Origin of the sequence: Geomonas limicola, from assembly GCF_014193675.1 — a bacterium.
Classification (GTDB): domain Bacteria; phylum Desulfobacterota; class Desulfuromonadia; order Geobacterales; family Geobacteraceae; genus Geomonas; species Geomonas limicola.
On record NZ_BLXZ01000003.1, the window covers coordinates 652,558 to 670,361 of the forward strand.

At 62.7% G+C, this 17,804-nt stretch carries 15 protein-coding genes; 12 read left to right on the forward strand and 3 right to left on the reverse strand.

Annotated features, from left to right (window positions below; all coding sequences use genetic code 11):
• The first annotated feature begins 349 nt into the window (after window positions 1-349).
• The 9 genes from H7688_RS09985 to H7688_RS10025 all read left to right on the forward strand — a co-directional run bounded on the left by H7688_RS09985 (window position 350) and on the right by H7688_RS10025 (window position 10,623).
• The gene (locus H7688_RS09985) at window positions 350-679 is read left to right on the forward strand and encodes a hypothetical protein (RefSeq protein ID WP_183360941.1); all 330 of its coding nucleotides are present in this window, start codon (window positions 350-352) and stop codon (window positions 677-679) included.
• Between the two features lie 4 nt (window positions 680-683).
• Window positions 684-1,628, forward strand: coding sequence for a DMT family transporter (locus H7688_RS09990; RefSeq protein ID WP_183360942.1), 945 nt, complete (start codon window positions 684-686; stop codon window positions 1,626-1,628).
• A gap of 95 nt (window positions 1,629-1,723) precedes the next feature.
• Window positions 1,724-2,254: a MaoC family dehydratase gene (locus tag H7688_RS09995; RefSeq protein ID WP_183360943.1), complete on the forward strand. Its 531-nt coding sequence runs from the start codon at window positions 1,724-1,726 to the stop codon at window positions 2,252-2,254.
• A gap of 119 nt (window positions 2,255-2,373) precedes the next feature.
• Window positions 2,374-2,949: an HDIG domain-containing metalloprotein gene (locus H7688_RS10000; RefSeq protein WP_183360944.1), complete on the forward strand. Its 576-nt coding sequence runs from the start codon at window positions 2,374-2,376 to the stop codon at window positions 2,947-2,949.
• A 112-nt stretch (window positions 2,950-3,061) separates the two neighbouring features.
• Window positions 3,062-3,394 carry a YajD family HNH nuclease gene (locus tag H7688_RS10005; protein ID WP_183356152.1) on the forward strand — a complete coding sequence of 111 codons (333 nt, stop codon included), beginning with the start codon at window positions 3,062-3,064 and terminating at the stop codon, window positions 3,392-3,394.
• A gap of 27 nt (window positions 3,395-3,421) precedes the next feature.
• Window positions 3,422-4,531, forward strand: a complete 1,110-nt coding sequence (locus tag H7688_RS10010; RefSeq protein WP_183360945.1) for a SpoIIE family protein phosphatase — start codon at window positions 3,422-3,424, stop codon at window positions 4,529-4,531.
• Window positions 4,532-4,670: 139 nt separating this feature from the next.
• Window positions 4,671-6,620, forward strand: coding sequence for an ABC-F family ATP-binding cassette domain-containing protein (locus H7688_RS10015; RefSeq protein ID WP_183360946.1), 1,950 nt, complete (start codon window positions 4,671-4,673; stop codon window positions 6,618-6,620).
• A gap of 327 nt (window positions 6,621-6,947) precedes the next feature.
• Window positions 6,948-9,266 carry an endopeptidase La gene (gene lon, locus H7688_RS10020; RefSeq protein WP_183360947.1) on the forward strand — a complete coding sequence of 773 codons (2,319 nt, stop codon included), beginning with the start codon at window positions 6,948-6,950 and terminating at the stop codon, window positions 9,264-9,266.
• 235 nt (window positions 9,267-9,501) lie between these two features.
• The gene (locus H7688_RS10025) at window positions 9,502-10,623 is read left to right on the forward strand and encodes a YbfB/YjiJ family MFS transporter (RefSeq protein WP_183360948.1); all 1,122 of its coding nucleotides are present in this window, start codon (window positions 9,502-9,504) and stop codon (window positions 10,621-10,623) included.
• 348 nt (window positions 10,624-10,971) lie between these two features.
• Here the strand turns inward: H7688_RS10025 and H7688_RS10030 are convergent, their stop codons facing one another.
• Window positions 10,972-11,442 (reverse strand): hypothetical protein, encoded by a 471-nt coding sequence (locus H7688_RS10030; protein ID WP_183360949.1) that lies wholly within the window; start codon window positions 11,440-11,442, stop codon window positions 10,972-10,974.
• A gap of 353 nt (window positions 11,443-11,795) precedes the next feature.
• On the opposite strand from H7688_RS10030, the gene H7688_RS10035 reads away from it, so the two are divergent.
• From H7688_RS10035 to H7688_RS10045, 3 genes are all read left to right on the forward strand, one after another.
• Window positions 11,796-13,310, forward strand: coding sequence for a M16 family metallopeptidase (locus tag H7688_RS10035; protein ID WP_183360950.1), 1,515 nt, complete (start codon window positions 11,796-11,798; stop codon window positions 13,308-13,310).
• Window positions 13,311-13,390: 80 nt separating this feature from the next.
• On the forward strand, window positions 13,391-14,815 hold the full coding sequence (locus H7688_RS10040; RefSeq protein WP_443093453.1) for a M16 family metallopeptidase: 1,425 nt from the start codon (window positions 13,391-13,393) through the stop codon (window positions 14,813-14,815).
• A gap of 13 nt (window positions 14,816-14,828) precedes the next feature.
• On the forward strand, window positions 14,829-14,936 hold the full coding sequence (locus H7688_RS10045; RefSeq protein WP_183356159.1) for an RCKP-type rubredoxin-like domain-containing protein: 108 nt from the start codon (window positions 14,829-14,831) through the stop codon (window positions 14,934-14,936).
• A 192-nt stretch (window positions 14,937-15,128) separates the two neighbouring features.
• Here H7688_RS10045 and scpB read toward each other — a convergent pair whose 3' ends face one another.
• Window positions 15,129-15,908, reverse strand: coding sequence for a methylmalonyl-CoA decarboxylase (scpB, locus tag H7688_RS10050; protein ID WP_183360952.1), 780 nt, complete (start codon window positions 15,906-15,908; stop codon window positions 15,129-15,131).
• A gap of 229 nt (window positions 15,909-16,137) precedes the next feature.
• Window positions 16,138-17,775 (reverse strand): aspartate:alanine exchanger family transporter, encoded by a 1,638-nt coding sequence (locus H7688_RS10055; protein WP_183360953.1) that lies wholly within the window; start codon window positions 17,773-17,775, stop codon window positions 16,138-16,140.
• Between the last annotated feature and the right edge of the window lie 29 nt (window positions 17,776-17,804).

Below are 17,804 nucleotides of genomic sequence, written 5' to 3' on the forward strand. Positions count from 1 at the left end.
TTGTCAACGCAGAATGGCACCGGTTTAATAGGCGCGAGTACCGGAATCACGGCAGGTTGCGCCGATTTGAAACAGCCCCGCGCATTGTTTGAGTATCGCGTAAACAAAGCCAGTTACAGTGCGGCTTGCCACACTCTGTAGTCATCCCCCGTCTGCTGAATCAGGTTTTGCAGCCTTGCCGCAGCAAAGATTTTAGACTATTATTCCAGCTTTATCGGTCCCACCATGACTTCTCCGTTTCTCATCCAATTGAACGGATCTTTGAACTAGAGAGTGAAGGGGAAATTGCCCGTTCATTGTGTTACGGTACTTGCCGATCTACTGCCAGATAGCGCACGGGGTGCCAAAGATGAAACCAACAGAGCGCCGCACCCGCCTTTATACTGCGTCTGTCGTTATCCTGGTCCTTGGTCTTACCTGCTCTGTGCTGATCGCCCTTTCCGCATCCGACGTGGCACCTGACGCCACGTTGGGGAATCCACTCGAGGAGTCGAAGGGTTATCGACGCAGCCTCGAGATGTACGGCGGCCGAGCGAACCTGCTGGCGGCCCAGTTCATGGAGTGGTTCGCCGCCCTTTGGCAGGGCAAGGCGCTCGGCATTACCCTGGGCTGGCTCACCTTGGCTGTGGCCCTCATCGTGGCCCTCATTGCTTATCATCTCCCCGACGATTCCGAGTGAACCTGTGACCCGACTGATACTTCTTGGTGTACTTTCCGCATTTTTCTTCAGCAGCACCTTCGTCCTGAACCGGGCCATGAGCCTGCAGGGCGGCAGTTGGGTCTGGACCGCGAGCCTGCGCTACTTCTACATGCTGATCCTGCTTGCCGGGTGGTTGGTGCTGGCCGGCCGCACCCGGGTCTTGAGGGGGGTCATCGCGGCCTTCTGCAGGAACTGGTGCTTCTGGACCGTAGCCGGCGGCATCGGCTTCGGCGCCTTCTACGCGCTCCTGAGCTTCAGCGCCTCATTTGCCCCGGGCTGGGTGGTCGCCACCACCTGGCAGTCCACCATCCTGGCAACACCGGTGGTGCTTCTTCTGTTCGGCAAAAAGGTCCCCCGGCGCGGGATCTTCTTCACCTTGCTGATATTCCTGGGCATCGTGCTGGTGACCGTCGAGCAGGCGACCTCGGCATCGCTCAAAGAGGTACTGCTCGGAGTTCTTCCGGTACTGGGGGCCGCCTTCGCCTACCCTATCGGGAACCAGTTGCTCTGGGAGGCGCGTCACGGCAGCAACCCTTGGTTGCCGCGCATCCAGGATCCGGTCCTCGACGACAGCCTGGGGCGGGTGCTCATCATGGTGCTGGGGTCGCTCCCCTGGTGGGTTTTGCTGATCCTGGTCACCCAGCCGGTACCGCCCAGCGCCGGGCAGTTGGTGAACACGGCAATCGTGGCGGTCTTCTCCGGCGTCATCGCCACCTCGCTGTTTTTCAAGGCCCGCCACCTGGCGAAGACCCCCTTCGAGCTGTCGGCGGTGGATGCCACCCAGTCGACCGAGGTGCTCTTTTCACTGCTGGGAGAGATCGTCTTCCTGCACGGCTCTCTCCCCGGGGTGGCCGGTTCGGCGGGAATCCTGCTATCGGTGGTCGGCCTCGCGCTGTACGTCCGTTCTCAGGCGGTTGGGGAAGGCTAGGGGCTAGGGGCTAGGGGCTAGGGGCTAGGGAATGGTAACTTGGAAACGTAGAACGTAGAACGTAGAACATAGGACTTATATCTCTGGAGGCAACCATGACTATCAAGGAAGGTTGGCGCGGCAGGTTTTTCGAGGATTTCCAGGAAGGCGACGTCTACCCGCACCCGCTGGGGCGCACCATCACCACCACCGACAACATCTGGTTCACCCTGCTCACCCAGAACACCGCCCCCATCCACTTCGACCACCACTACTCGGCACAGACGGAGTTCGGCAAACCGCTGGTCGATTCCACCCTCACCCTGGCCCTGGTTACCGGCCAGAGCGTCACCGACATTTCCCAAAACGTCTTCGCCAACCTGGGCTGGGACGAAGTGACTCTCCCCAACCCGCTCTTCGAAGGCGACACGCTCTACTCTCAGTCCGAGGTGCTTTCCAAGCGCGAGTCGAAGTCGCGCCCCAACATCGGCATTGTGACGGTCAAGACTTCCGGCTTCAAACAGGATGGCACCGTGGTGATCACCTTCAAGCGCACCCTCATGGTTTACAAGAAAGGCCACGAACCGAAGATCGCGCGTCTGCAGCCCAAGGTGCCGGAAGCGATCGTGCCGCCGGAGGCAGGGTAACCGGCTGCATTGACAGCGCCGGGACCGTTCGGGTACCATCGGCGACGCGGTTCAGCTTTGGATGTTGATCACCCTGGGTGACCGATCTACCTTACGATGAGAGAAGTGGAGGGCTGAGAATGAGCAGCAAGCCGAGCAGAGCAGCAACCTGGGAGTTGGTGCAGGAATACCTTCCCAGCGAACAGATGAGAAAACACTCCCTGGCCGTCGAGGCCGTGATGCGCTACTTTGCCCGCAAGGCTGGCGAGGATGAGGAGATGTGGGGCGTCGTGGGACTGGCGCACGACATCGACTACGAGCGCTACCCCGAGGAGCACTGCCACCGCGCCCCGGAAATCCTCAAGCAGGCCGGGTGGCCCGAGGAGTACATCCGCGCCGTAGTCTCCCACGGTTGGGGGATCTGCACCGACGTGGAACCGCTGAGCCGCCTGGAGAAGACCCTCTACACCATCGACGAGTTGACCGGTTTGGTGGCAGCTGCGGCGCTGGTACGCCCTTCGAAGAGCATCCTCGACATCCCGGTGAAGAGCGTCACCAAGAAGTGGAAGGACAAGGCGTTTGCCGCGGGTGCGGACCGCTCGGTCATCGAAAAAGGGGCCACCATGCTGGGGATCGAACTGAACGAACTGATCGGCGACACTATCGAGGGGATGCGTAGCGAGGCCGAAGCGATTGGCCTCAAGGGAAACCTGTAACAGACCGATGAGCGGAGTGACGGAACATCCTGGAACTCCGCTCTTTCCCTACAGCACAAGGGGACAGGCACCTGGCGGAGCCAGTCCCCGGTGGGGCACCAGGAGGTTTACCATGTCGTTTCGCTCGCGGGGACCGCGCACCGTCCCCCTGAAAAGCGCTGAAGAAGTCGATGCCATCGTTCGCAAGATACGGGACGATCAGACCCGCCCGGAAAACTACCGGGAACGTTCGCTCAAACTGCACGGCTGGATCTGCGCCAAGTGCGGCCGGGAGTTCGAACTGTCCAACCTGCACCTTTTGACCGTGCACCACAAAGACGGCAACCACAACTACAATCCACCCGACGGCAGTAACTGGGAAAACCTCTGCGTCTACTGTCACGACGACGAACACAGCCGCACCATCCTGGCTGACTACCTGGCCGGGAAAGACAAGAAAAGCTAGCCGCACCAGCGGCGCACGAAGGTGGTTATGTCAGAAGCAGACCTGCTCCTCCCCAAGGTGATCCTCGACTCTCTCAATGACGGACTCTACGTCTGCGACACCGACCGCAAGATCGTCTACTGGAGCAAGTCGGCGGAGCGGCTCACCGGTTGGAGCGCGGCCGACGTGGTGGGCCGGCGCTGCATGGACAACATCCTGAACCACATCGACATCGACGGGCGCCACCTGTGCGGCGAGGAACTCTGCCCCTTGCGGCGCTGCATGGTCACCGACCGCCCCAGCGCCTCCCCCGCCATCATCTTCGGGCAGATGAAGTCTGGCGACCGGCTCCCCATGGCAGTCACCGTCGCCCCGCTGCACGACGAAAACGGCACCGTGATCGGCGGCGTCGAGACTTTCCGCGATTTCTCCGAATCCTATGCGAACCTGGAGCGTGCCAAGCAGATCCAGACCCTCTCGCTCGAGCACGACCTCCCCGCGGATGCCCGCATCGCCTTCTCGTCCTTCTACCTGCCGCACGACCTGATCGGCGGCGATTTCTTCGCCATCCGCCAACTCGACTGCGACCACTACGGCTTTATACTGGCCGACGTCATGGGGCATGGTGTCGCCGCAGCGCTGCACACCATGGAGCTGAGCTCCCTGTGGAACCGGCACTGCCGCACCCTCGTGCGTCCCGCCCAGTTCGCCCAACTGCTGAACCGGGACCTCTGCAAGTTCGTGCGCGACGAATCCTTTGCCACCGCGCTGTGCGGCGTGATCGACGCCTCCCGGCGCACGGTGCGCATCGCCTCGGCGGGCGGTCCGACGCTGGTGGTGGTTCACCCGGACGGCAGCGCCGACCAGTTGAGCGCCGACGGGCTCCCCTTCGGGCTGATCGCCCAGGCATCCTACGAGGAGCGCGAGATTTGCTGCTCGGCGGAAGACGCCCTGCTCATGTTCACCGATGGCGCCGTCGAGGTCGCCGATCCCCGAGGCAACCTGCTGGGGATCGAGGGGCTCCTGGGACAGCTCGGCAATCTCGGTTACCCGCAGGCCGACATCCGGATCGAGGCGCTGCAGGAGGCGCTGCTCACCTACTCCAACGGCATCCGCCTGGAAGACGACCTGACCCTCCTCGAAGTGCGCTTCCGGTAGCTCCTGCGTTGCAAAAATTGACAACGCAGCACCTCTCCACCTACAATGCCCCGTTGGACCCGATCACTAACATAGCGCCCGGCCTTTCGCTCCACGCGACCACGCCGCGCGACTCCCCATAGCAAGGAATCTCCTCCGCATGCTGCACCTGAAGAAACTCTCCAAGGATTTCGCGGGAAAACCGCTCTTCACCGACCTCAACTGGCACCTCAAGAAGGGCGAACGCGTCGGTCTGGTCGGCGAAAACGGCGCCGGCAAGTCGACGCTCATGCGCATCATCGCCGGTGAGGTGGAAAGCTCCAGCGGCGAGATCCAGCTCACCCGCGGCGGCACCGTGGGCTACCTGCCGCAGGACGGCATCGTCGCCAAGGGGTTGCCGCTTTTTGCCGAGGTGATGACGGCGCTCAGCGAACTGCAGGCGATCGAGCGCGAGATTGCCGAACTCACGGCGCGCCTGGAGCGCGAGCCGCACGACGCCCCGGGACACGAGCAGCTTCTGGACCGTTTCGGCGCGCTACAGGAAGAGTTCCGCCTCAAAGGTGGCTACGCCATGGAGAGCGAGGTGGGGAACGTGCTCACCGGTCTCGGCTTCTCCCCCGCGGATTGGGAAAAGGAGTGCGGCGAATTCTCCGGCGGCTGGCAGATGCGCATCGCGCTCGCCAAGCTGCTTCTGAAAAAACCCAACGTCCTTTTGCTGGACGAGCCGACCAACCACCTGGATATCGAGGCCCGCAACTGGCTGGAAGGGTACCTGCAGGGCTACCCCTTCTCGGTCATGCTGGTCTCCCACGACCGCTTCTTCCTGGACCAGGTCTGCTCCCGCATCGCCGAGGTCTGGAACCACGACATCAGCGACTACCACTGCAACTACAGCCGCTATCTGGTATTGCGTGAGGAGCGGGTCTCGGCCCTGCGCGAGGCCAAGAAACGCCAGGACGAGGAGATCGAGAAGATCGAGGACTTCATCTCGCGCTTCCGCTACAAGACCGACAAGGCGGCCCTGGTGCAGTCGCGCATCAAGCAGCTGGAGAAGATCGAACGGATCATCCTGCCGCCGGAGCGCAAGCGGATCCGCTTCAGTTTCCCGACGCCCCCCAAAAGCGGGAAGACGGTGATGGAGCTTGCCGGGGTGCACAAGGCCTACGGCAGCAACGTGGTGTTAAACGGCATCGACCTCACCATCGAAAACGGCGAGCGGGTGGCCCTGGTGGGGCACAACGGCGCCGGCAAGTCTACCCTCATGCGCATCCTGGCCGGCGGCTCGGTGAATGCGGGGAAGGTCACCCTGGGGCACAACGTCATCTTCGACTACTTCGCCCAGGACCAGGCCCAGGAACTGGACGGCAGCCGCAGCGCGTACGAGGAGCTCTACGCCGACGCCCCCTTCGAGATGGTGCCGCAACTGCGCGACATCCTGGGCGCCTTCCTCTTCTCGGGGGACGACATCAACAAAAAGGTCGCGGTGCTCTCGGGTGGGGAGCGCAACCGGCTGGCACTGGCGAAGATCCTTTTGCGCCGCTCGAACCTTTTGCTCATGGACGAACCGACCAACCACCTCGACCTCTTCAGCAAGGAAGTACTCCTGGAGGCGCTGCGCAACTTCCCGGGAACCGTGGTCTTCGTCTCGCACGACCGTCACTTCATCGACGGCCTGGCCACCCGGGTGGTCGAGGTGGGGGGCGGCAAGCTGGAGAGCTTCCACGGCGACTACGAGTACTACCTGGAGAAGAGCGCCCAGCGCGATGCCGGGCTCGGCAGCCAGGGATCGGCTCCGGCCAGGGAGCAGGTGCTGGCCAAGGAAGCGGCGGCCGGTCGCCAGCTGAACCAGGAGCCGGTTTCCAAGGAAGAGCGCCAGCGGCTGCGCGAGGAGGAAAAGCAGCGCCAAAAGGAGGAGCGCGCCCGCGAGCGCGTGATGGCCGACCTGGAGAGCCGTATCGCGCAGCGCGAGGCTGAGCTGGCTACCCTGGAAGATGAGATGGCCGCTCCGGATTTCTTCAAGGACGTGGAAGCCTCGCGTCTGGCGGGAGAACGCCATGCAGCGCTCAGCGCCGAGATAGCCAAGCTCTACGAGGACTGGGAAACCACCTAGCCGGTCGCGGCCGTGCCGCTTGCGGCCCGGCCTTCCCCTACGCAGACCCTCGTTGGAGTCCTCGTACCGGAGGAACCCACTTACCGGAGCGGGTTCTCCCCCGCTCCACCAGTTGCCGGTCCATTGTCACCTCGTGCCAATGAGACTGTCCGGCACCTTCCGACTCACCCTTTCCTCCCCTCCGGGCGTTCCCAAAAAACCCAACATTTCCTAGCCCCTTCGCGGCTTCCAGCCAGCAATTCCAGCGGTTTCATCGTGTTGACAGCTTGCGGGTCTAATGTACTCTATAGGTGGCAATTCAGCCCCCCTCCCGAGGTATGACGCCCCATGACTGAAAACATCACGATCAACATGCCAGAAATCGTCCCTCTCTATCCGCTGCGTGAGATCATTGCTTTCCCCTACATGGTGTTCACCATCTTCCTGAAGCCCGAGGAAATGGCCCCTTTCGAAGAGGCCGTTTTGTTCAATAACCTGGTTGCCCTGGTGAAACTGAAACAGGAGCCGCAGGGTGAGTTGTTCTCGGCGCTGCACGAGATAGGTACCCTCTGTAAGGTGATGCAGATCAGCAAACTTCCGCAGGGGGGGATCAAGGTAACGCTCGAAGGTGTGGTCCGGGTACGGGTGCTCGCCATCGTGCAGCAGACCCCGGTGGCGCTCTCCCGCCTGGAGCCGGTGCGCGAGTTCGCCGAGAAGTCGATGGTTTCGGAGGCGCTGGTCGGCTCGCTGAACGCCCTTCTGAAGATCGCCCTCTCCTACGGCCGGCCGCTTCCCGACGACGTCATGAAGATGATCGACTTCATCGACAACCCGGCGCGCCTCTCCGACCTGGTCGCTCTCTACCTGAACCTTCCCATCGACGAACTGCAGAAACTCCTGGAGACCACCGATCCCCTGGAGCGGCTCAAGAAGGTCTACATGCATCTCACCAACGAGGTGCAGCGGCTGCAGATCAAGGGCGAGGTGCAGGCCGAGGTCACCAAGAAGGTCGGCAAGAGCCAGAAGGAATTCCTGCTGCGCGAGCAGATGAAGCAGATCCAGGAGGAACTCGGCGAGGACGACAGCCGCCAGGGCGAGGCCAACGACCTCAGGAGCAAGGTGGAAAACGCCAAGATGCCCGAGGAGGTCTACAAGATCGCGCTGAAGGAGCTGAAGCGCCTGGAGCGGATCAACCCGGCCTCTCCCGAGTACACCGTCTCACGCACCTACCTCGACTACCTGACCGCCATCCCCTGGCAGGTGAGCACCCCGGACAACAAGGACATCAACCAGGCGGAGAAGGTCCTGAACGAGGACCACTACGACCTGAAGAAGGTGAAAGAGCGCATCCTCGAGTACCTGGCGGTGCGCACCCTGAAAGAGAAGATGAAGGGCCCGATCCTCTGCTTCGTCGGTCCTCCGGGGGTCGGCAAGACCAGTCTCGGCAAGTCGATCGCCCGCACCCTGGGGCGCAAGTTCATTCGCGTCTCCCTGGGCGGCATGCGCGACGAGGCCGAGATCCGCGGGCACCGGCGCACCTACATCGGGGCGCTGCCCGGCCGGATCATCCAGGAGATCAACCGCGCCGGTTCCAACAACCCGGTGTTCATGCTGGACGAAGTCGACAAGATCGGCGCGGACTTCCGCGGCGACCCGGCCAGCGCACTTTTAGAGGTGCTCGACCCGGAGCAGAACTTCTCCTTCACCGACCACTACCTGGATGTGCCGTTCGATCTCACCAACGTGATGTTCATCACCACGGCTAACCAGCTCGATCCGATCCCCGCCCCCTTGAGGGACCGCATGGAGGTCATCTCGCTCTCGGGTTACACCGACGAGGAGAAACTGAACATCGCCCAGACCTACCTGGTGGCGCGCGAGATCGAGGAAAACGGCCTTGCCACCATGCCCCCCACCTTCACCGACGATGCCATCTTCCGGGTCACTCACGACTACACCCGCGAGGCCGGTGTCCGCAACCTGCAGCGCAACATCGCCTCGATCTGCCGCAAGATCGCCAAGGAAGTGGCGCAGGGGAAAAAGGCACGCAAGGTGGTAAACCCGGAGGACGTTGCGGAACTCTTGGGACCGCCCAAGTTCTTCGACGAGGTGGCTTCCGAAAAAGACCGCGTCGGCGTCGCCACCGGGCTCGCCTGGACCGAGAGCGGCGGCGACATCATCTTCGTCGAGGCGACCAAGATGAGCGGCAAGGGGGACCTGATCCTCACCGGTTCGCTGGGCGACGTCATGAAGGAATCGGCACGCGCCGCGGTCTCCTTCGTGCAGGCGAACTGCGAGGAGCTGGGGATCGAGCGCAAGGAGTTCGACAACACGACCATCCACATCCACGTCCCCGCGGGGAGCATTCCCAAGGACGGCCCGTCGGCCGGGATCACCATGGCCACCACCATCGTCTCGCTCTTCTCGGGACGCGCCGCCCGCCGCGACGTCGCCATGACCGGGGAGATGAGCCTCACCGGCCGCGTGCTCGCCATCGGCGGCCTGAAGGAGAAGGTACTGGCCGCCCGGCGCGCCGGGGTCACCAAGGTGCTCGCGCCGGCCAAGAACCAGAAGGACCTGGATGACATCCCGGAGAACGTGAAGCAGGAACTGCAATTTATTTTCGTCGACGACGTCCGCGAGGTGTTGGAGCACGCCCTCAAGTAGACCCAAGGGCTCCGCGCCCGGAAAGGCTTTCCCCCGATATGTCGGCCAGCGTTGCACAAGACCAGCTAAGGCAGTTCTTCCCGTTTCCGGGAGAGCTGCCTCGGCTGTGCCGGTACGCCTGGCACCCTTCCGAAAGTAGCAATCCATGACAGTCTCACCCACTTCTTCAGCCAGAGATAGCAGGATCCCGTTAGCTGAACCGCGCTCGCCGTTGCGCGTCCTCGTTGGAGGTATCATGGGGATGATGCTTGCCATGGGGATCAGCCGCTTCGCCTTCACCCCTATCCTTCCCCTCATGCAGCGCGACCTCGGCATGAGCCACAGCCAGGCCGGCGCGCTCGCCTCGCTCAACTTCGTCGGCTATCTCGCAGGGGCGCTCATCTGTGCCATCTGGCCCAAACTGCTGCGCAACACCGCGGTCAACCTCACCGCGCTGATCTCCAGCATCGGCACCACACTGCTCATGGCCTACACGACCTCGCCGGTTTTTTGGGGAGCGCTGAGACTGTGGGCGGGACTTGCCAGCGCGATACTCTTCGTGGTCATCGCGGTCGAGGTCACCGAGACGCTCTTGCGCAGCCAGCACGGCCGCTGGAGCAGCGCACTTTACGGCGGCGTCGGCCTGGGAATCGCCTTGAGCGGTCTCACCGTGCCGCTCTTCGACCACCTGGGGGGCTGGCGTGGCGCCTGGCTCGGCATGGGGGCGCTTTCGGTGGCACTCGCCGGAATGGGTGTGACGATTGCCGGCAAGCGTGAGGCCTTCGTCGATACCCCCGACGCCCTCCCCTCGCAGGGAGCCGGTTTCAGGCTCCTGGCACGTCTCATCTTCGTCTACTTCCTGGAAGGGCTCGGCTACATCGTAAGCGCCACCTTCCTCGTTACCATGATCGCCAACACTCCAGGCCTGACTGCATTTGCCCCCTGGAGCTGGGTCGCCGTTGGCCTGGCCGCCGCTCCCTCGACCATCGTCTGGCAGCGCGTTGCGGGGCGCATCGGGGTCCGCCCGGCACTCACCCTCGCCTACCTGATACAGGCAGGGGGAATCATGTTGAGTGTCGGGGCAAGCGAGACCTGGCGCGCCTGCCTTGCCGCGGTCATCTTCGGCGGAACCTTCCTCGGCATCGTTGCTTTGGTCATGGCCGAAGGAGGGCGCCGCGCAGGCCCCCAGGGGCGCCGGGCCGCAGCCCTGCTCACTGCCGCCTTCGGGTCCGGCCAGGTCATCGGCCCCTCGATCGCCGGGTTCCTGGCGGATCGCCTGGGCGGCTTCGCCCTCCCTCTGTTCCTGGCTGCCGGAGCCGTTGTCTGCGCCGGGCTGCTGGTCGCCACTGACCGACGCTTTAAAAGCCCCGCGCCTTGAACAACCGGTGCAACTGCGGTCCCAGCCCATACGGCGACAGCAGAAGCCCGTCGCAAAGCGAACCCGCGGAGCAGGCAGGCGAGATTCTGAGATCGGTGTCGGGGAGAGGTGTTCGGGGGCGAAGTCGGCGAGATTAATGAATGCGGAGTTAAGATCCTGGGCAGTGCGTTTTTTGTTCTTCCGGAATTCCGTGACACGATCTCCCCCTCCCTTGACGGGAGGGGGCCGGGGGGTAGGTGAAGCTGCCAGCTGCGCTGAGGTGGCACATTCCCCCTCACCCTGACCCTCTCCCGCCAGGGGAGAGGGGACCATGCCCACTACGTTTCCGAAAATTTCAGGATGGACTTGTTACGGAAGCGGGTTTTTACCGGCGGAGCAGAGGCGCGCCAGGCGCAGGAAGGCTTCGAAGAGTTGGCCGGCTCGCTCGTCGTCCGAGACGTTCACCACCACGGTCCTGATCTTGAGCTCCTCGCCACCTTGCTGGTAGCGCACCGGCTTGTCGAAATAGAGCATGACGAACGAGGTGTAATCGTGCCCGAAGCGGGACTCTGCGGGATCGAGGGAGGAAAAGTCCAGATCGCGGTAGGTTATGTCGTACAAGCCACCTGAGGGATAGGTGCCGAGCACGTTGTAGGTCAGGGTACAACCGTCGGCTCTCACGTACCGGTAGCTCTCCTTGCGCGGCTCAGAGGTGCCACCGGCCATGGCACGCTCGAGATAGCGCGCCGTTTCCTCCAGAGTCGGAGCCGGTTGCGCAAAGGCAACCGAGGAGCCGAAGAGCTGCACCATCAACACCACCAGAAATATCTTTCTCAACATCGTCCCCCTCACCATGAGACCACGCACCGACCTTCCTGCCGAAAATAGGCGTTAGTCAATCGCGCCCTCCGATCCCCCAAGCCAGAACCTGACCACCATCAGGCGTAGCACTGACTGGATCTTATAAAACAGATTCTGGAAAAAAACAGCCATGCCGGCAGCATTTTTGTCATAGTCCCGGCGCCGGACTACCTGCAAAGCCATTAGCCAGGGCCAATATTCTCAATTTGCCACGCTTTGACAGAAGGCCTGAATGGTAATTAATCCACGAGTTTCCACATTGCAATGGCTACGTCTTGGTGCTATCTTTTTTTGCGCGTTATCTATTTTTTATACCAGACTCAGAGGCCGTCATGAAAATACTTCACCGCATAGTTGTCGTGCTCGCACTTTCCTTGAGTGCCGCCACCGCGTTTGCCCAGGGGCTCGAAGACAAGGTGCACGAGTACACCCTGAAAAACGGCATGAAGCTCCTCATGGTGCCGCGTCACACCTCCCCTACCGTGGCCGCCTGGATTCGCTTCAAGGTGGGGAGCGTGGATGAGCGTAGCGACGAGCGCGGCTTGGCGCACCTTCTGGAGCACATGCTCTTCAAGGGGACCAAGACGCTCGGCACCACCAACTACCAGGCAGAAAAGCCGCTGTTGGACCAGATCGAGGCGACCGCCCAGAAGCTGATGGCGGAAAACCTGAAACGCGACAAGGCTCACCCGAAAGAAGTGGCAAGGCTCACCGCGGAGTTGAACCGTCTCGAGAAAGAGGCTGAGAAGTACGTGGTCAAAGAGGAGTTCGCCGACCTGTACGCCAAAAACGGCGGTTCGGGCTACAACGCCTTCACCAGCAAGGACGGCACCACCTACATCATCAACCTGCCCGCCAACAAGATGGAGCTCTGGGCGTCCATCGAGTCGGACCGCATGCAGAACGCGGTGCTGCGGGAGTTCTACACCGAGATGAAGGTGGTGAAGGAAGAGAGGCGCCGCTCCTACGACGCGGAACCCGAAGGAAAACTCTGGGAGACCTTCCTCGCCGACGCCTTCAACGCGCACCCCAACGGGCAGCCGACCATCGGCTGGATGTCGGACATCGACAACCTGACCCGCACCAAGGCAGAGCGCTTCCTGCACAAGTACTACGCCCCGAACAACGCCATCATGGCTATCGTGGGGGACATCGATCCCCAGAAGACCATCGCGCTCGTCGAGAAGTACTTCGGCAAGATCGGGCCGGGCGAACCGGTGCCTCCGGTCGCCGTGGAAGAACCGGTACAGCAGGGTGAAAAGCGGACCGAGGTTGTAGGCGACGCCGAGCCGGAACTGATGATCGGCTACCACAAGCCGACCCTCCCCGCACCGGACGACTACGTCTTCGACGTCATCGACATGCTGCTCACCAACGGCCGCACCTCCAGGCTCTACAAGACGCTCGTGCAGGAGAAGAAGCTCGCCACGTCGGTCTCCTCGTTCTCCGCCCCGGGGAGCCGCTACCCCAATCTCTTCATCATCAACGCGACGCCGCGCGCGCCGCACACGGTTGCCGAGGTGGAGAACGCCATCTACCAGGAGCTGGAGCGCCTGAAGACCGAGCCGATGACCGAGCGTGAGCTGCAGCAGATCCTGAACCACCTGGAGTTCGAGGAGTCGCGCCAGATGGCCTCCAACGGCGGCCTGGCCCGCAACCTCACCGAGTACGAAGCGGTGGCCGGGACCTGGCGCTACCTCATCGAACACCGCCAGAAGGTCGCCAAGATTACGGCAGCAGACGTGATGCGGGTTGCCAAGCAGTACTTCACCCGCGAAAACCGCAACGTCGGGTTCATCACCAAGAAGGAAGCGGCAGCGGCGCCTGTCTCCGCCTCCGCACATTAGCACCGACTTCACTCTTCGAGAGGTTACGCCGTATGAAACGAATCAAAAGGCTCTTAGTGATAAGCTGGTCGCTGCTCCTCATGGCCGGCGTGGTCTCGGCGCAGGGTGCCCAGGCCAAGAAGGCCGCACCCGCCGCGACCAAGCCCGCTGCCGCGCAGCAGCTTGCCGACCCGCGCACCCTGACCTTCCCGCCGCTTAACTTCCAGATCCCCAAGACCGAGCGGGTCCAGCTGAAAAACGGCATGGTGGTCTACCTTTTGGAAGACCACGAACTCCCCATCGTCAACCTGACTGCCTACGTCAACGCCGGGAGCATCTACGAGCCGGCCGACAGGGTGGGACTCGCCGCGATGACCGGAGCGGTGATGCGCAGCGGCGGCACCCTCTCCACCCCGCCTGACCGGCTGGACAGCGAGCTCGAGTTCATGGCCTCGTCCATCGAGTCGAGCATCAACACCGACCACGCCAGCGTCTCGCTCTCGACGCTGACCCGGAACCTGGAGCGCACCCTGGAACTCTTCGGGCAGGTGATCACCCAGCCGGCCTTCGACCCGTCCCGCGTCGAGCTGGCCCGCCTGCAAAGCGTCGAAGGGGTGCGGCGTATGAACGACGACCCGAAATCGATCGCCAACCGGGAGCTGGGCCGCGCCATCTATCCGAACAGCCCCTTGAGCAGCATCCCGACCATCGCGTCGGTAAGTTCGGTGACCCGGCAGGAGATGCTTGACTTCCACAAGCGCTACTTCTACCCGGCCAACACGATGATCGCGGTCTCCGGCGATTTCGACCGCGCGAAGCTCCTGGCCAGCCTGGAGCGGCTCTTCGCCGGCTGGCAGAACCAGCCCAAGATCTTCCCCGAGGTGCCGGCACCCAAGGACGATCCCACCCCGGCCGTGTTGTTCGTGCAGAAGGACGTGAACCAGTCGGTAATCCGCATGGGGCACCTGGGGATCGACAAGAACAACCCGGACCTCTACGCCCTCAAGGTGATGGATTTCATCCTGGGCGGCGGCTTCACCTCGCGGCTCACCCAGGAGATCCGCTCCAACCAGGGGCTCGCCTACAACGTGGACAGCTACTTCGAGACCGGGCGCCGCTTCCGCGCCCCCTTCGTCGCCGAGACGGAGACCAAATCGGAGACCACGGTCAAGGCGACCACCCTGATGCGCTCGATCATTGCCGGGATGACCCAGTCCGAGGTCTCGGACCGCGAGCTCAAGCTCGCCAAGGACGCCATCATCAACTCGTTCATCTTCGGTTTTGCCCGCTCCGACGCGGTGGTGAACCAGCGGACCCGCCTCGAGTTCTACGGCTACCCGGAAGGGTACCTGGAGAACTACCGGGACAACATCGCCAAGGTGACCAAGGCAGACGTACTGCGGGTCGCCAAAAAGTACCTGCACCCCGACGCCATGAAGCTCGTGGTGGTCGGCGACGCCAAGAAATTCGACCAGCCGCTCTCGGTCTTCGGGACCGTGCAGAACATCACGCTGAACAACAACTAACAGGAGGGATACGATGGCAACCTGGAAATGCAGCAGCTGCGGTTTCACCAAGGAAGGAAGATGCAAACCCCAGAAGTGCCCCCAGTGCCAGGAGAAGGGGAACTTCGAGAAAACCGAGTAGGCCTTCTCTGGTCCCACGTTCGGGACCTGTGCTGGACACGAAAAAGACCTCTCACCGACGGTGGGAGGTCTTTTTTTGTTGGAGCTCCGCGTAATCCTCAAGTCCCCTCTCCCGCAAGGGGAGAGGGGACCGTCTAGTATAGTTCATCGTGCGTTGGAGTTGTTCCAGGCTTAGCTGCGAGGACGGATCGTACTATTCCCCGGAGAAGACCGGCGGGCGCTTTTCCAGGAAGGCCGTGATCCCCTCGCCATAATCCTTGCTGTCGTACACGGTGCGGCGCAACCCCTGGATGCGCTCGAAGGTGAGCGGGCTCAACGGATGGGCGCTCGCCAGGAGCCGGATCTGCTCCTTGATGACGCCGATACTGAGCGGGCTGTTGCGGGTGATCTTGGCGGCCATCTCGTAGGTGAAGTCCTCGAGGCTCTCCACGTCCACCAGGTGGTTCAAAAGCCCCGCCTTGGCAGCCTGTTCGGCCGAGAGCGGTTCGGCGGTGAAGAACATCTCCTTGGCGATGTTCACCCCCATGATGTTGATGAAGTGCAGGATCCCCGAAACGTTGTAGGGGACGCCGATCTTCGCCGGGGTCATGCAGAACGAGGAGCTCTGGCAGCCGATCAGGATATCGCAGGAGAGCGCCAGGTCGCAGGCGCCGCCCCAGACGCTCCCCTCGAGCATGGCGATGACCGGGATGGGGAGGCTCTGGATCGAACGCAAGATGGTGACCAGGGGATCGTTGTAGGCGAGCGGGTCGCGGCCGGGCATGGGGAGTTCGTGGACGTCGTGGCCGGCGGACCAGACCTTGGACCCCTTCAGGGCCCTGAGGATCAGCACCCGCATCTTTCCCTTCTGCAGGGCGGCGATGGCCTGGATCATCTCGGAGATGGCGGCGCTGCTCAATACGTTGCGGTGCGTGGGATTGTTGAAGGTGATGGTGCCGATGTTGTCCTGCAACTGGGTGGTGATGAGTGCCATCTGGAAGGTTCTCCTTGGTTGACGAAGTGAAGCTCGGGAACAACGCTCCGGTGTCAACGTATCGGCGGGAATCGCCTCAAGTGTAGTTGTATTTCCGACGGCACAGGCAACCCATCCGGGCCGTTGAGCGGACGGCCTCTTTCTTGGGCCGCCACAAAGTGTACCAGATATTCTCCGACAGGCTCTTCCGGGCCGCTTCAACCTGAAACTGCGGCGCCGATCAGGGCCGTTACCAGGGGGAGCTTACGATGATGTGCACCAGGATGATCTTCCCGATGGTGGCGACCGGGTAGACCGAGGCGTACCCCTGGTCCGGGAAGTCGTTGCCGGTCTGATCCTTGGCGTAGCCCAGGACCGCTATCTGGGTGTGCATGCCGGCGATCATCCCCGAGAGGTAGCTCATCGGGATCTTCATGAACCGGTAGCCGATGAAGAGCACGGTAAGAGAGGCGAAGAAGGTGATGGCGGCACCGGCCAGGAAGATGGAGAGCCCGCCGCCGCGGCTCAAGGTCTGGAAGAAGGTGTAACCGGCCCGGGTGCCGATGCTCGCCAGAAAGAGGGTGAGCCCGATCTGGCGTACCGTCATGTTGACGCTGTAGGGGAGCGTCCAGACCATCCCCCCCATGCGGCCGTAGGTACCAAGGATCAGTGCCACGATGAGCGGACCGCCGGCAAAACCGAGCTTCAGGGTGCCGCCGCCCGGGAAGGGGAACGGGATGAGCCCCACGCAAAGCCCCAGCACCAGGCCGAAGCTGAAGGTCATGATGTCGACCTCGCTCACCTTGCGGTAGGAGTTGCCGAAGAAGGCGCAGACCTCCTCCATGTGGTCCCGGTGGGCCAGGACGCGCACCAGGTCGCCCAGCTCCAGCACCATCTCGGCACGCGGCTGGTAGGCGTCGTCGCCGCGCCTTACCTCGGTCACCACCTCGCCGAAGCGCTCCCTCAGGTTCAATTGCCCGATGGTCCGCCCCACCACGGTCGGGTTCGAGACGAAGATGCGCCGGTACTCGTACTCGGTGCGGTCGATGCGGATATCGCGGCGCCGCTCGCCGAACGCCTTGGCCACCAGGGCCAGATCCTCCGGGTCCCCCACCGCCATAACCAGGTCGCCGTCGGCGAGCTTGGTGTGCGGGGTCGCCATGAAGAACTCGTCGCCGCGCTTGATGCGGCCAAAGAGCACCTTCCAGTTGTGCAGCGCGCCCAACTCCGCCACCGTGGAGCCCGGAGGGTCGAGCTGGTGGATCTTGAAGGTGCAGGTGACGTTCTTGCTGGTGTCGTCTTCGTGGCCGCGCAGGCTGGCGGCCTCGGCCTGGTAATCCACCTTCCAGATCCTTTGGGCCAGCATGATGGCGAGCACCACGCCGATCACCCCGATCGGGTAGGTGACCGAGAAGCCTACCACCGGTTCGGCCAGAAGCCGGTCCAGTTGCTCGGTCAGAGCGGTCTGCTTGATGGTGTCGAGGACCGCCGCCAGGGCCGGCGAGGTGGTGAGGCTGCCGGCAAACATCCCGGCCGCCACTCCCGCACTGAGCCCCAGGCTCTTCTTGAGCACCAGGCAGAGGATCCCGGCGCAGAGCAGCGCGCAGGCGATGAGCATGTTGTTGCGCATCCCGTCGCGCCTAAGCGAGGCCACGAAGGCCGGCCCTGCCGCCAGGCCGACCGTGTAGACGAACAGGGCCTGGCCCAGCACGTAGACGATCTCCGGCGACTTGAGGTCCGGATGCAGCGAGCCGACCGCGATACCCACGAAGAGCACCGCTCCCACACCGAGGCTCATGCCGAAGACCTTCACGCGACCCAAGGGATACCCAACCGCGGCGACCAGAAACAGGAGCAGCAGAGGATTCTCTATGAGCGTCTGTACCATGGCTTCTCCACTTTGCTCTTACTGCAGGG

What these genes read in the sequence shown, in the direction of transcription:
- H7688_RS09995 (WP_183360943.1), top strand. Translation starts at nt 1,724, where the DNA reads ATGACTATCAAGGAAGGTTGGCGCGGCAGGTTTTTCGAGGATTTCCAG.
- H7688_RS10055 (WP_183360953.1), bottom strand. Translation starts at nt 17,775, where the DNA reads ATGGTACAGACGCTCATAGAGAATCCTCTGCTGCTCCTGTTTCTGGTC.
- H7688_RS10045 (WP_183356159.1), top strand. Translation starts at nt 14,829, where the DNA reads ATGGCAACCTGGAAATGCAGCAGCTGCGGTTTCACCAAGGAAGGAAGA.
- H7688_RS10015 (WP_183360946.1), top strand. Translation starts at nt 4,671, where the DNA reads ATGCTGCACCTGAAGAAACTCTCCAAGGATTTCGCGGGAAAACCGCTC.
- H7688_RS10030 (WP_183360949.1), bottom strand. Translation starts at nt 11,442, where the DNA reads ATGTTGAGAAAGATATTTCTGGTGGTGTTGATGGTGCAGCTCTTCGGC.
- H7688_RS10040 (WP_443093453.1), top strand. Translation starts at nt 13,391, where the DNA reads ATGGCCGGCGTGGTCTCGGCGCAGGGTGCCCAGGCCAAGAAGGCCGCA.
- H7688_RS10005 (WP_183356152.1), top strand. Translation starts at nt 3,062, where the DNA reads ATGTCGTTTCGCTCGCGGGGACCGCGCACCGTCCCCCTGAAAAGCGCT.
- lon (WP_183360947.1), top strand. Translation starts at nt 6,948, where the DNA reads ATGACTGAAAACATCACGATCAACATGCCAGAAATCGTCCCTCTCTAT.
- H7688_RS10025 (WP_183360948.1), top strand. Translation starts at nt 9,502, where the DNA reads ATGGGGATGATGCTTGCCATGGGGATCAGCCGCTTCGCCTTCACCCCT.
- scpB (WP_183360952.1), bottom strand. Translation starts at nt 15,908, where the DNA reads ATGGCACTCATCACCACCCAGTTGCAGGACAACATCGGCACCATCACC.
- H7688_RS10000 (WP_183360944.1), top strand. Translation starts at nt 2,374, where the DNA reads ATGAGCAGCAAGCCGAGCAGAGCAGCAACCTGGGAGTTGGTGCAGGAA.
- H7688_RS09985 (WP_183360941.1), top strand. Translation starts at nt 350, where the DNA reads ATGAAACCAACAGAGCGCCGCACCCGCCTTTATACTGCGTCTGTCGTT.
- H7688_RS10010 (WP_183360945.1), top strand. Translation starts at nt 3,422, where the DNA reads ATGTCAGAAGCAGACCTGCTCCTCCCCAAGGTGATCCTCGACTCTCTC.
- H7688_RS10035 (WP_183360950.1), top strand. Translation starts at nt 11,796, where the DNA reads ATGAAAATACTTCACCGCATAGTTGTCGTGCTCGCACTTTCCTTGAGT.